Consider the following 13,488-nt stretch of genomic DNA (forward strand, 5'->3'; position numbering starts at 1 on the left):
ACCCTACGGCACCGTCTAAGCCGCCTTCTTGCTCTCCGCGAGCTGTGCCAGCTGACGCATGATCTCCGTGGTGCCGGCGAGGCGCTCTTCCGGCGTCTCCCAATCCTGCAGGAACACCACCTTCATGTCGGGCCGTACCTTGGCGGCCTGGCCGTAGCTGCGGATGAAGGTGACCAGGCGATCGGGATAGGCGAAGGAATTGTCGCGGAAGACGATGACGGCGCCCTTGGGGCCTGCGTCGATCTTCTCGACATTGGCCCGGCGGCAGAATGCCTTGATCGCGGCGACCTTGAACAAATAACGCACCTCGTCCGGCAGCACACCGAACCGGTCGCGCATCTCGGCACCGAAATTCTCGATCTCCTCCTCGGTGTCGAGATCGGCGAGGCGCCGGTACAGCGACAGCCGCACCGAGAGATCGCCGACGTAATCCTCCGGAATGAGCACGGGCATGCCGATGGTGATCGACGGCGACCAGCGGTCGGCGGCAGGCTCGGAGACGCCGGCCTTGAGGTTGACGATCGCCTCCTCCAGCATCGATTGATAGAGCTCGAAGCCGACCTCCTTGATGTGGCCCGACTGTTCCTCGCCGAGCAGATTGCCGGCGCCGCGGATGTCGAGGTCGTGCGAGGCGAGCTGGAAGCCTGCCCCCAGTGTCTCCAGCGATTGCAGCACGGTGAGCCGGCGCTCGGCCTGCGCCGTGATCTTCTGCTGCGCAGGGAGCGTGAACAGCGCATAGGCGCGCAGCTTGGAACGGCCGACGCGGCCGCGGAGCTGGTAGAGCTGCGCAAGGCCGAACATGTCGGCACGATGCACGATCAGCGTGTTGGCGTTGGGGATATCGAGGCCGGACTCGACGATGGTGGTCGACAGGAGGATGTCGAACTTGCCGTCGTAGAACGCAGTCATGATGTCCTCGATCACCGCCGGCGGCATCTGGCCGTGCGCGACCGCGACCTTCATCTCCGGCACGTTCTTGTCGAGGAAGTCCTTGACCTCGGCGAGGTCGTCGATGCGCGGCACGACGTAGAACGCCTGGCCGCCGCGATAGCGCTCGCGCAGGAGCGCCTCGCGGATCATCAAGGGATCATGCGGAGCGACGAAGGTGCGGACCGCGAGGCGATCGACCGGGGGCGATGCGATGATCGAAAGCTCGCGGACGCCGGTGAGCGCCAGTTGCAGCGTGCGCGGAATCGGCGTTGCCGACAGCGTGAGCACGTGCACCTCGGAGCGCAGCGCCTTCAGCCGCTCCTTGTGAGTGACGCCGAAGTGCTGCTCCTCGTCGACGATGACGAGGCCGAGGTCGCGGAACTTGATCGCCTTGCCGAGCAGCGCGTGGGTGCCGACGACGATGTCGACCGAACCGTCGGCGATGCCCTTCTTGACCAGGTTGAGCTCCTTGGTCGCGATCAGGCGCGAGGCCTGCGCCACGTTCACGGGAAAGCCCTTGAACCGCTCGGTGAAGGTTCTTGCGTGCTGGCGCGCGAGCAGCGTGGTCGGCACCACGACCGCAACCTGCTTGCCTTCGAGCGCCACGGCAAACGCGGCGCGCAAGGCCACCTCGGTCTTGCCGAAGCCGACGTCGCCGCAGATCAGCCGGTCCATCGGACGGCCGAGTTCGAGGTCCTTCAGCGTGGATTCGATGGCCCCGAGCTGGTCTTCGGTCTCGTCATAGGGGAAGCGTGCACAGAACTCGTCGTAGAGGCCGGGCTGCACCAGCAGCTTGGGCGCCTCATGCAGATGGCGCGCGGCAGCAATCTTGATCAATTCGCCGGCGATCTCGCGGATACGGTTCTTGAGTTTGGCCTTGCGGGTCTGCCAGCCGCCGCCGCCGAGACGGTCGAGCTCGACCGTGGTCTGGTCGGAGCCGTAGCGCGACAGCAGCTCGATGTTTTCGACGGGCAGGAACAGCTTGGTCTCGGCGGCATAGTGCAATTCGAGGCAGTCATGCGGCGCGCCGGCAACGTCGAGGGTCTGCAGGCCGATGAAGCGGCCGATGCCGTGATCGACGTGGACCACGATGTCGCCGGCGGCAAGGCTCGTCACTTCCGAGATGAAATTGTCGAGCTTGCGGCTCGCCTTGCGCGGCCGCACCAGGCGGTCGCCCAAAATGTCCTGCTCGCTGATCACAGCGATCTCGTCGGTCTCGAAGCCGCTTTCGAGGCCGAGCACGGCGAGCATGGTCTCGTTGCGCGGGGTCGCCTGCACCGTGCGCCAGGAGTTGACGCTGGTGGTGTGGGCGAGCTTGTGGTCGCGCAGCATCGAAGTCATGCGGTCGCGCGAGCCTTCGCTCCAGAGCGCGATGACGACCTTCTTGCGCTGGGCGTGCAGCGCCATCACGTGGCTGACGACGGATTCGAACACGTTGACGGTGGTGTCGTTGCGTTCCGGCGCGAAGTCGCGGCCCTTGCGCGCGCCGGCATCGACGACACTCGTCCCGTCGGCCGGCACCGAGAATTGCGTCAGCCGCACCAGCGGCATGCCGCTCTCGCGCTTGGTCCATTCCTCGTCGGTGAGATAAAGCCGGTCCGGCGGCAGCGGCTTGTAGATCGCTCCTCCGCCGTGATGCTCCATCGCCTCGCGGCGGGCCTCGTAATAGTCCTGGATCTGCTTGAATCGCTCGCGGACGGCGTCCTCGGCCTGCGGCTCGATCGCGATCGGAGCGCCTTGCAGATAGTCGAACAGCGTGTCCATCCGGTCCTGGAACAGCGGCAGCCAGTGCTCCATGCCGGGATGGCGGCGGCCTTCGCTGACGGCCTCGTACAGCGCATCGTCCCGCTCGGGCGCGCCGAACTCGGCGACATAGCCCATGCGGAACCGGCGGATGGTGTCGGTGACAAGCTGGAATTCGGAGACCGGCACGAGGTCGAGCGCGCGCATGTCGAGCAGCGTGCGCTGGGTCTCGGCGTCGAAGGTGCGGATCGATTCCAGGCTGTCGCCGAAGAAGTCGAAGCGGACCGGCTGGTCGAGGCCGGCCGGAAACAGATCAAGGATGCCGCCGCGCACGGCGTATTCGCCGGGCTCGCGCACGGTCGAGGAGCGGTTGTAGCCGTTGTGCTCGAGCCAGGCGACGATGGTGTCCATCGGCACGACGTTGCCGGGCGCGACCGACAGCGCCTGCGCCGCCACAAGCTCGCGCGCCGGCACGCGCTGCACCACCGCGTTCACCGTGGTCAGCACGATCAGCGGCTTGTCGCTGCCGGTGAGCGGGGCGAGCCGCGCCAGCGTGGTCAGGCGCTGGGCCAGGATGCCGCCATGCGGCGAGACGCGGTCATAGGGCTGGCAGTCCCAGGCCGGGAACGTCAGCACCGGCAGGTCGGGCGCGAAGAACTGCAGCGCGCGTTCGAGCTGCTGCATGCGCGGCCCGTCGCGGCAGACCACGGCAAGGCTGACCGCCGGCCTCTTCGGCCGCGCCGCGATGGCGCGGGCGAGATCGGAGACGACGAGGCCTTCGGCGCCTTCCGCGACGTTGGCAAGCGTCAGGGCCCGGCCGGGCGCAAGCAGCTCGGCCGGCGACTTCATTCCCGGTTTCATAGATCGCCGTCCGTAATCGGGAATGCCTTGATCCGGGCAAACAGCGCGCCGGTGACAGCAGGTGGCAGCACCTTGTCACCGGTAATGGCGGCATAGAGATCGGGATCGTTGACCTCGAGCAGGATCTCGAGCTGATCGAGCTCGGCCTCGGACAAATTGCCGATCTCGGCGTCCGCAAACCGGCCGAGGATCAGGTCCATCTCGCGCGTGCCGCGGTGCCAGCAGCGGAACAGAAGCCGCTTGCGGCGGTCGTCCAGGCCGCTGCTCGATCGTGTCGTTCCCGTCATGTCTCAAATCCAGTCAAACGCAGAAAGCCCGGACGTGCCGGGCGGGGCTGATATAGCCACTCGAACCGCCTGTGTCAGCCCTCGATTTGGCATGGCCGGATACCCGCAAAGGGCCACGAAAAAAGCCGTGGATGCCCGGCATAAAGCCGGGCATGACGGGCCGAAACGATCCTAGATTCGCCTGATGCGCCCCAGCCTGCTCAATCCGCTGTTTGCTCCCGTGACCACGCTCCCCGGCGTCGGTCCGAAGCAGGACAAGCTGCTGCAATATCTGCTCAGCCGGAGCGAGACGCCGCGGCTGGTCGATTTGTTGCTGCATCTGCCGAGCCAGGTCATCGACCGCCGCGCGCGGCCGAAGATCCGCGACGCGGCGCAGGGAACCATGGTGACGCTGGAGGTCACCGTCGACCGTCACCGCCCGCCCCCGCCCCGCAACGCCCGCGCGCCGTATCTCGTCTATGCCAGCGACGATACCGGCGACGTGGTGCTGACCTTCTTCCGCGCCAAGCCCGGCTATGTCGAGAAGCTGCTGCCGGTCGGCGAGAAGCGCTTCGTCTCCGGCACGCTGCAGATGTATGACGGCATCCCGCAGATCGTGCACCCCGACCGCGTGCTGGACGAGGAGGCGATCTCGAAGCTCTCGGGAATCGATCCGGTCTACCCGCTGACCGAGGGCCTCGCGCTCGGCTCGCTGCGCCGTGCCATCGCGCAGGCGCTGCTGAAGCTGCCGGCGCTGCCGGAATGGATCAGCCCGGAGGTGATGCGCCGCTGCAATTTCCCACCGATCGCCGAAGCGCTCAATCGTGTGCACCAGCCCGTCGAGCTGACGGACATCCTGCCGGACCGGCCGTTCTGGTCGCGCCTCGCCTTCGACGAGCTTCTGGCCGGCCAGCTCGCGCTCGCTTTGATCCGCGCGCAACTCCGCCGTCCCGCCGGCGTGCGCAATGCCGGTGACGGGCACCTCCGCAGCAAGATCATCGATGCCCTTCCCTACGCGCTCACCCCGTCGCAGCGCAGCGCAGCCGCCGCCATCGCGGAGGACCTGCAACAGCCGGTGCGCATGCTCCGCCTGCTCCAGGGCGACGTCGGCTCCGGCAAGACCGTGGTCGCCTTGCTTGCGGCCGCTGCGGTTGTCGAGGTCGGCAAGCAGGCCGCATTGATGGCGCCGACCGAGATCCTGGCGCGCCAGCACATCAAGACCATCGCCCCGCTTGCGGAGCGCGCGGGGATGCGGGTCGCGATCCTCACCGGCCGCGAGAAGGGCAAGGAGCGGCGCGAGATCATCACGCAGCTCGCCGCCGGCGAGATCGACCTGCTCGTCGGCACCCATGCGCTGATCCAGGACGACGTCATCTTCCACGACCTCGCGCTCGCCATCGTCGACGAGCAGCACCGCTTTGGCGTGCGCGAGCGCCTGGCGCTGACGTCCAAGGGCGAAGCCGTCGACGTGCTGGTGCTCAGCGCCACGCCGATTCCCCGCACGCTGGTGCTGACCTATTTCGGCGACATGGACATCTCCGAGCTGCGCGAAAAGCCGGCCGGCCGGCAGCCGATCGACACCCGCGCCGTCGCCATGAGCCGGCTCGGCGAGGTCATGGACGGCGTCGGCCGCGCACTGGAGTCCGGCAAGCTGGTGTATTGGATCTGCCCGCTGGTGGAAGAGTCCGAAGCCGAGGGCACCGAGCATCTCACCAACGCGACCAAGCGTTTCGAGAGCCTGCAGAAGCGCTTCGGCGACCGTGTCGGCCTCGTTCACGGCCAGATGAAGGGTACCGAAAAGGACCGCGTGATGGGCCAGTTCGCCGCGCACGAGATCGGCCTTCTGGTCGCCACCACCGTGGTCGAGGTCGGCGTCGACGTGCCGGCGGCGACCATCATGGTGATCGAGAATGCCGAACGCTTCGGCCTTGCCCAGTTGCACCAGCTGCGCGGCCGCATCGGACGCGGCTCGGAAGCCTCGACCTGCATCCTGCTCTACTCGGAACCGCTCGGCGAGATGTCGAAGGCGCGGCTGAAGGTGATCCGCGAGACAACCGATGGCTTTCGTATCGCCGAGGAAGATCTGAAGCTGCGCGGCGAAGGCGACGTGCTCGGCGTGCGCCAGAGCGGCCTGCCCGGCTACCGCATCGCGCGCCCGGAGGTCCACGGCCAGCTCGTCACACAGGCCAGAGACGAGGCGCTGCGGATTCTGAAGGACGATCCGAAGCTCAAGGGCGAGCGCGGCGAGGCGTTGCGCTGCCTGCTGTATCTCTACGAACGCGACGAGGCGATCCCGCTGATCGGCGCGGGTTAAGTCGCTGCCCTCCGTCGCCCGACCTCGTAGGCCGCCACATGCGCGCGGGCGAGATCCAGCAATGGCGTGTCGATGCCGAGCGCACGGGCGCGATTGGCCATATCGCCGAGGATGTGCTCAGCCTCGGTGATCGAGCCACGTTCGATGTCCCGCAGCATCGAGGCCTTCAACGGCGAGTCCAGCGTGGTGAACAGTTTGCGGTCGAACTCGATGAACGGCGCGCGCGGCTCGAAACCCGATTCCGTCGCGACGGCGCAGCATTCCGCGAACAGGCGGAAGATCGACTGCTCGCCGTTCGGCACGGCCAGGATGTCGCCGATGCTCGCACGCATCAGGCAGGTGATGCCGGCGAGCGTGGAGAGCTGGACGAACTTCTCCCACATGTCCTGCATGATCGCTTCGCTGGCGCGAACGTCGATCCCGGGAACATGGAGCAGCGTCTCCAGCGCGAGCACGCGCTCGCTCAGTGCACCCTCGATCTCGCCGAAGACGATGGTCTGGTTGGCCATGAACTGAATGACGCGACCATCGGCATCAAGCCCGGCGCTGACGTTCGCGAGACCGCCGAGGACACATCTCGCGCCAAAACGCGCAATCAGGGCATCGAGATGTTTCAACCCGTTGAGGATCGGCAAGATCATCGTGTCGGCGCCCACGGCCGGGGCAAACTGGGCCATCGCGTCATCGAGCGAGTAGGATTTCACCCCGACGAGCACGACGTCGAACGGCTCCTTGAGATCGTTGGCCAGGATGGTCTTCGGCTGCACGGCGAAGTCGCCGTGGGGGCTCACGACTTGCAGTCCATTCTGCCGCAATTGCTCCGCCCGCCCGGCCCGCACCAGAAAGGTCACATCGCCGCCAGCCCGGACCAGGCGAGCGCCGTAATAGCCACCCAGTGCTCCCGCGCCGATCACCAACACTCTCATTTGAACTCCCGCCGCAGCAACTTGCTTCCGCAGAAACAATAACAGATGGGTCCCGCGACGTCTCCTCCCCGTCATTGCAAGCGCAGATGAAGCCGGGCTCGGAACGCAGACTCTTTCCCGGCAGCAGACTTCATGCGACCCTTCCCGCCATGCGCCGGATCATCGTCGTTGGCTCGCAGGGAAGCGGAAAGACGAGCCTCGCTCTCAATCTCGGGCGAAAGCTCGAATTGCCCGTGGTGCATCTCGACGTGCTCTATTGGCAGCCGGGCTGGAAGCCGTCGGACAAACCGGGCTTTCGCGCGCGCGTCACCGAGGCGATCGCGGGCGAGGCCTGGGTCGTCGACGGCAGCTTCTCGGGGTTGGCGTTCGATCTCACGATCGCGCGCGCCGATCTTCTCGTCGTCATCGACCGCCCTCGCTGGCTTTGCCAGTGGCGTATCCTCTGGCGCTCGGCCTTCGACCGCGACACGAACCGCCCGGATCTGCCCGCGGGATGTCCGGAACAGTTCGACTGGAATCTCATGAAAGAGGCGTGGCGCTACGATACCGAGCGCGTGCCCGCCATCGAGGCCGAGCGGCTGCAATATGGCCCCGATGTTCCGGTCGTGCGCCTGAGACGCGACCGGGACATTCAGGGCTTTCTGGACTCGGTTTCACGCGACGGCGAGTGAGCTCGGATCGATCAGGATTTTGTCCGCGCGGTCCCCGCAGCGAAAGCCTTCATCAGGTCAGCATCCACAGCCTCGCCATTGGCATCTTTCGCGAGATGCTCGAACCAGCGCGCAAAGCCTTCGTAGATCTGGCTGGCCGGATGGTCGGGCCCCAGGAAACCCGAGATCTCCCGCATCTCCGCGACCCAGCGATAGGCTTTCGGGATCATGTCCGGCAGCGCCACTTCGAGCCGCGCCAGGATCGCGGGCTGGCTCAGCGCGAGCTCGGCGCGCAGCGCATCGGCCGCGCCCGCTTTGGTCGCCGCGATCACCATGGCCGAGCCGATCCCGGCGAGACCCTTGACGATGCCGGCATAGGACATCTTCAGGGCGGAGGCCGCGCCGACCGGGCCTTCGACGATGCGCACGTCGAGGCCGAAATCCCTGAGCATTGCGACGTCATCGGCGTGCTCGCCGGACATGTAGAAGGCCGGGCTCTTGCCGCCTTGCTGCGGCGGGAATCCGATGATGCCGCCATCGACGAACGGCGCCTGCGCCGAGCCGATGATCTCCTCAATTCGCTGCACGGTGTCGACATTGACGGCGTTGCAATCGACCACGATCGGCTTCTTCTCGCGCCTGACGATCAGCGCGGCCAGCCGTTCAGCCAGTGCGACGGCCTCGCCCGGCGGCACGATCGAAAGGATGATGTCGGCAGCTGCGATCGCATCGTCGTCGGCGCCGATCATGCCGGCGTCCGCGGCGCGTTTTCGCGTCGCCTCGCTCCGCCCCGTCAAGGACGTCAGCACGCGCGCGCCATGTTCGCCGAGGCGGCGGGCGACGGCGCTGCCCATGGCGCCGGGTGCGAGGATCGCAATGGTTTTGGACATCGTGCACTCCGGGTCGAAATCCGGGCAAGGTGCCGGGATCGCCGGAGACTAGCAGAGGATACCGACGCGCGCGCAGCCGAGGCCATCCCGCAATGGAATGGCCCTACTCCACCTTCGCAGGCTCGGGCTGAAGCGTCGAGGCATTGGCGATGCGCGCGGCATTCGCCATGCCCGCGAGCGCCGCAGCCTTCTTCGGATCGGGTGCCGAGCCGGGCTGCACGACGCCAGCCGACATGATCAGCGTCGCCGCGTCCTCGGCCGTGAGATCGACCTCGATGATCTTGCTCTTCGGGACATAGAAGAAGAAGCCGGTGGTCGGGTTCGGCGAGCACGGCAGGAACACCGAGACGTGCTCCTCCTGCCCCGGCAGGCTGCGCGCGATGTCCTCGTTGGGTGACTGCGAGATCAGCACGATCGACCACATGCCGGGCGAGGGAAACTCCACCAGGCCGACCTTACGGAAGCTTGAGCCCTTGCCCGAGAACAGCGTCTCGAACACCTGCTTCAGGCCGCGATAGATGGCGCGCACCGCCGGGATCCGGCCGAGGAAGGTCTCGCCGACATCGACCAGCGTGCGGCCGATCAAATTGGCCGCGAGAAATCCGACCAGCGTCAGCGTGAAGAACGCGACCACCAGCCCCCAACCGGGAATGACGTATGGCAGATAGGTTTCCGGCCGGTAGGCCAGCGGCACGAATGGCCGCACCACGCCATCGACCCAGGTGACGAACCACCAGACCAGATACAACGTGATTGCGATCGGCCCCGTGACAACGAGGCCGGTCAGGAAATAGTTGCGGAAGCGGCCCATCACGCCGGTATGCGGTTCCGGGACGGGATCGAGAGGCGCAGGCGCGTCGTCGCGGGGGGTCATTCGGGTTCCAAGTCGGTCGCAGCACACAAGCTAGGGTCTTCTAGCAGGTTTTGGAAGACCACGAAGCGCCCCGACTGGATCCCTTCTGCCTATTCCACGGTCACCGATTTTGCGAGGTTGCGCGGCTGATCGACGTCGGTGCCCATCACGACAGCCGTGTGATAGGCGAGCAGCTGCACGGGAACAGCATAGACCATCGGGGTGAAGGCTGCCGCCATGTCGGGCAGGACGATGGTGACGAGCGAATCCACGGTCGCCTCCGCCGCGCCCCTGGCGTCGGTCATCAGGATGATGTTGCCGCCGCGGGCGGCGACCTCCTGCATGTTGGAGACGGTCTTCTCGAACACGCGGTCATGCGGCGCGATCACGACGACCGGCATGGTCTCGTCGATCAGCGCGATCGGCCCGTGCTTGAGCTCGCCGGCGGCATAGCCCTCGGCGTGGATGTAGGAGATCTCCTTCAGCTTCAGCGCGCCTTCGAGCGCGAGCGGGTAGCTGGTGCCGCGGCCGAGATAGAGCACGTCGCTGGACTTGGCGATCCGATGCGCGAGCTTCTCGATCTGCAGCTCGGTGGTGAGCGCATCCGCCATCAGGCGCGGCACCTCGACGAGGCCGTGGACCAGCTTGGTCTCGTCCTCGTCGGACAGTTCGCCGCGCGCCTTGCCGGCCGCGATCGCAAGATTCGCCAGCACCATGAGCTGGCAGGTGAAGGCCTTGGTCGAGGCGACGCCGATCTCGGGGCCGGCCAGCGTCTGCAGCACGGTCTCGCTCTCGCGTGCGATCGTCGAGGTCGGCACGTTGACGACCGCGATGGTGTGCACGCCCTCGGCCTTGGCGTAGCGCAGCGCCGCCAGCGTGTCGGCGGTCTCGCCCGACTGCGAGATGAAGATGGCGAGATCGCCCTTGCGCAAGGGCGCCTCGCGATAGCGGAATTCGGAGGCGACATCGACCTCGACCGGCACGCGCGCAAAGCGCTCGAACCAGTATTTGGCGACGAAGCCGGCATAGCTCGCGGTGCCGCACGCGGTGATGTTGATGCGGCGAATGTCGTTGAAGTCGAATGGCAGCTTGACCGGCAGCGAGACGCGTTCGGTCGCCATGTCGACATAGCGCGCCAGCGTATGACCGACCACTTCCGGCTGCTCGTGGATTTCCTTCGCCATGAAGTGGCGATAGTTCGCCTTGTCGACCAGCGAGGTCGAGGCGGCATGCTTGATCTTGTCGCGCTGGACGGCGTTGCCGTCCTTGTCGAAAATCTTCGCGCTCTTGCGGGTCAGCACCACCCAGTCGCCGTCCTCGAGATAGCTGATCGTGTCGGTGAACGGGCCGAGCGCGATGGCGTCGGAGCCGAGATACATCTCGCCGTCGCCATAGCCGATCGCCAGCGGCGGGCCGTTGCGCGCGCCGATCATGAGATCGTCGTCGCCGGCGAAGATGAATCCGAGTGCGAATGCGCCGCGCAGGCGGCCGAGTGCGAGCTTCACCGCTTCCACGGGCTTGTTGCCGCGCGTCAGCAGATCGTCGACGAGATGCAGCACGATCTCGGTGTCGGTCTCGGTGTGGAACACCGTGCCCTTCTTCTCGAGCTCCTCGCGCAGCTCGCGGAAATTCTCGATGATGCCGTTGTGGACCACGGCGACGCGTTCGGTCGCATGCGGATGGGCGTTGTTGACGGTCGGTTTGCCGTGGGTGGCCCAGCGGGTGTGGCCGATGCCGGTCGTGCCCTGGAGCGGCTCGGCTTCCAGCCGCTTCTCCAAATTCTTCAGCTTGCCTTCGGCGCGGCGGCGCTCGAGGTGCTTGCCTTCGAGCGTGGCGACGCCCGCGGAGTCGTAACCGCGATATTCGAGACGTTTGAGCGAATCCACCAGCTGCTCCGCAACCGGCTCGCGCCCGAGAATGCCGACAATCCCGCACATGCGGATCACTATCCCCCAAATCGTCGAAAAATCGCCTAAACGACGCGTGCGGTTTTTAGCGAAGTTCCCAAGGAACCAGAAACTCAATAATTATTGCTGATTGAGACAGCGTCCCGATGCACCGGCCCGCGGCTGCGTCGAATTGGCCGGCCTTAAACCGCGCGCATTAACTTGTTGTCAACATCTTTGACCAACGATTCCGGTTCAGGAGAGCAAAGCCATGAAAGGCTCGTCCGACCGCAAAGGTCTGTCATCGATGTATCTGCGCGCCAGCGAGACAACGGGCACGCACCTTGCGCATTGGCCGCCGCCCCAGCGCGGCAAGGAAAGCAAGCCTGTCTTCGTGAAGCATCCGGAAGGTGAGCCGGTCAAGCGCGCCAAGCCGCGCGGCTGGCGCCTGACCCGCGCGATCTTCTCCGAATTCGCCGACGACGAATAGCGGACGCCTCACCAGCCGAGAACCAGGGCGAAAACGAGGAAGACGACGAACGCCCAGAACGCCAGTCCGGTGAAGAGCGAGGCCATCTCCTGCTCATGCGGATGCGGCACTCCAATTTGGTCCAGCAGCCATTGCCCCGGCGGCTTGATGACGTTCTCGACGAGGAACTCGAATAAGACGGACGCCTCTTTGTCGTCGTCCATGCGCGCCCCCTCGCACGAGAAGCACCGCTTGGCAGCTTACTTCTCAGTCTTCTTGCCGCCCGTCTTCATCTCGCGATAGCGTGCCGCGCCGCCCTCGCGGATGGTCTGCTGGCTGCGCTCCAGCGCCATGGCATCATCAGGCACGTCCTTCGTGATCACCGAGCCCGAGCCGATATAGGCGCCATTGCCGATCTTCACCGGGGCGACCAGCGAGGAATTGGTGCCGACAAAGGCGCCCTGCCCGATCACCGTCTTGTGCTTCTTGAAGCCGTCGTAGTTGCAGGTGATGGTGCCGGCGCCGATGTTGGAATTGGCGCCGACGGTGGCATCGCCGATGTAGGAGAGATGATTGACCTTGACGCCGGCCTCCAGCGTCGCCGCCTTGGTCTCCACGAAATTGCCGATGCGTGCGCCGTCGCCGAGCGAGGTGCCGGGCCGCAGCCGCGCATAGGGGCCGATCGAGACCTTCTTGCCGAGCTTGGTCTCGACGATATGCGAGAAGGAATGGATCACGGCGCCGTCGGCGATCGACACGCCGGGGCCGATCACCACGAACGGCTCGATGGTGACGTCCTTGCCGAACACGGTGTCGGCGGCGAGATAAACCGTCTCAGGCGCGATCAGCGTGACGCCGGCTTCCATCGCCGCTTTCCGCAGCCGCACCTGCATCACGGCTTCGGCTTCGGCGAGCTGCGCCTTGGTGTTGATGCCGCGCACCTCGTCCTCGCTGGTCTCGATCACCACGGACTCCCATCCCTGCTTGCGGACGATCTCGACCGCGTCCGTCAGATAATATTCGCCCTTGGAATTGGCATTGCCGATCTGCCCGAGGATCTCGAGCGCGCGGCGACCGTCGATCGCCATCACCCCGGCATTGCAGAGGTCGATCTTGCGCTCCTCCGCGCTGGCATCGGCCTGCTCGCGGATCGCCACCAGACGCTCGCCCTCGACGATGAAGCGGCCGTAACCGGTGGGGTCGGCGGCACGAAAGCCGAGCGCAGCGATCGCGGCGCCCTTGGCGAGCGGCGCACGCAGCCGCGCAAAAGTCTCGGCCGAGATCAGCGGCGTGTCGCCGAAGGCAACGAGCAGGTCATCCGCGCCGCGCGCGATCGCCTCGCGTGCCGCCAGCACCGCATGCGCCGTGCCGAGCCGCTCGGTCTGCACGAAGGTCAGCGCGTCGGGCCGGATGCGCTTCGCCTCGTCCGCCACCGCCTGGTGATCAGGACCGATCACGACCGCGAGCGAGGTGCCGGTTCCCTTGGGGGCCGCGGCGAGCACGTGGGCGAGCAGCGTCTGCTGGGCAACGGGATGCAGCACTTTCGGCAGGCTCGATCGCATGCGCGTGCCTTCGCCGGCGGCGAGCACGATCGTGAGGCTGGAACGGGCGGTCATCGAAATCCTGTCAGATTCGGCCGAATCAATTGGCGTGACGGGCGGCAGGCCACCCTGAAATGCTCTCGCCTTGCTACCCCCGCA

General features: G+C 66.1%; 11 protein-coding genes. 3 read left to right on the top strand and 8 right to left on the bottom strand.

Annotated features, from left to right (window positions below; all coding sequences use genetic code 11):
• Positions 1-15: 15 nt before the first annotated feature.
• The gene (mfd, locus tag Q0743_RS22060; protein WP_298243592.1) at positions 16-3,534 is read right to left on the bottom strand and encodes a transcription-repair coupling factor; all 3,519 of its coding nucleotides are present in this window, start codon (positions 3,532-3,534) and stop codon (positions 16-18) included.
• Positions 3,531-3,821, bottom strand: a complete 291-nt coding sequence (locus Q0743_RS22065; protein ID WP_298243593.1) for a succinate dehydrogenase assembly factor 2 — start codon at positions 3,819-3,821, stop codon at positions 3,531-3,533. The genes mfd and Q0743_RS22065 overlap by 4 nt, the downstream gene beginning before the upstream one ends.
• Before the next feature lie 184 nt (positions 3,822-4,005).
• On the opposite strand from Q0743_RS22065, the gene recG reads away from it, so the two are divergent.
• On the top strand, positions 4,006-6,114 hold the full coding sequence (gene recG, locus Q0743_RS22070; protein WP_298243594.1) for an ATP-dependent DNA helicase RecG: 2,109 nt from the start codon (positions 4,006-4,008) through the stop codon (positions 6,112-6,114).
• Here the strand turns inward: recG and panE are convergent.
• Complete coding sequence (gene panE, locus Q0743_RS22075; protein ID WP_298243595.1) at positions 6,111-7,040, bottom strand: 2-dehydropantoate 2-reductase; 930 nt, start codon at positions 7,038-7,040, stop codon at positions 6,111-6,113. The two genes, recG and panE, sit on opposite strands and share 4 nt — an antisense overlap.
• Positions 7,041-7,273: 233 nt before the next feature.
• Between panE and Q0743_RS22080 the strand changes: the two genes are divergently transcribed.
• On the top strand, positions 7,274-7,711 hold the full coding sequence (locus Q0743_RS22080; protein WP_298243596.1) for an AAA family ATPase: 438 nt from the start codon (positions 7,274-7,276) through the stop codon (positions 7,709-7,711).
• 11 nt (positions 7,712-7,722) lie between these two features.
• Here Q0743_RS22080 and Q0743_RS22085 read toward each other — a convergent pair whose 3' ends face one another.
• The 3 genes from Q0743_RS22085 to glmS all read right to left on the bottom strand — a co-directional run bounded on the left by Q0743_RS22085 (position 7,723) and on the right by glmS (position 11,370).
• On the bottom strand, positions 7,723-8,580 hold the full coding sequence (locus Q0743_RS22085; RefSeq protein WP_298243597.1) for an NAD(P)-dependent oxidoreductase: 858 nt from the start codon (positions 8,578-8,580) through the stop codon (positions 7,723-7,725).
• A gap of 103 nt (positions 8,581-8,683) precedes the next feature.
• The gene (locus tag Q0743_RS22090) at positions 8,684-9,454 is read right to left on the bottom strand and encodes a DUF502 domain-containing protein (protein ID WP_298243598.1); all 771 of its coding nucleotides are present in this window, start codon (positions 9,452-9,454) and stop codon (positions 8,684-8,686) included.
• Positions 9,455-9,543: 89 nt separating this feature from the next.
• On the bottom strand, positions 9,544-11,370 hold the full coding sequence (gene glmS, locus Q0743_RS22095; RefSeq protein ID WP_298243599.1) for a glutamine--fructose-6-phosphate transaminase (isomerizing): 1,827 nt from the start codon (positions 11,368-11,370) through the stop codon (positions 9,544-9,546).
• Positions 11,371-11,590: 220 nt separating this feature from the next.
• Here glmS and Q0743_RS22100 point away from each other — a divergent pair, with 220 nt between their 5' ends.
• On the top strand, positions 11,591-11,809 hold the full coding sequence (locus tag Q0743_RS22100; protein ID WP_128918162.1) for a hypothetical protein: 219 nt from the start codon (positions 11,591-11,593) through the stop codon (positions 11,807-11,809).
• An 8-nt stretch (positions 11,810-11,817) separates the two neighbouring features.
• Here the strand turns inward: Q0743_RS22100 and Q0743_RS22105 are convergent, their stop codons facing one another.
• Positions 11,818-12,012, bottom strand: a complete 195-nt coding sequence (locus Q0743_RS22105) for a hypothetical protein (RefSeq protein ID WP_298243600.1) — start codon at positions 12,010-12,012, stop codon at positions 11,818-11,820.
• Between the two features lie 36 nt (positions 12,013-12,048).
• Positions 12,049-13,404, bottom strand: coding sequence for a bifunctional UDP-N-acetylglucosamine diphosphorylase/glucosamine-1-phosphate N-acetyltransferase GlmU (gene glmU / locus Q0743_RS22110; RefSeq protein ID WP_298243601.1), 1,356 nt, complete (start codon positions 13,402-13,404; stop codon positions 12,049-12,051).
• Between the last annotated feature and the right edge of the window lie 84 nt (positions 13,405-13,488).

Source organism: uncultured Bradyrhizobium sp., assembly GCF_936943645.1.
GTDB lineage: Bacteria > Pseudomonadota > Alphaproteobacteria > Rhizobiales > Xanthobacteraceae > Bradyrhizobium.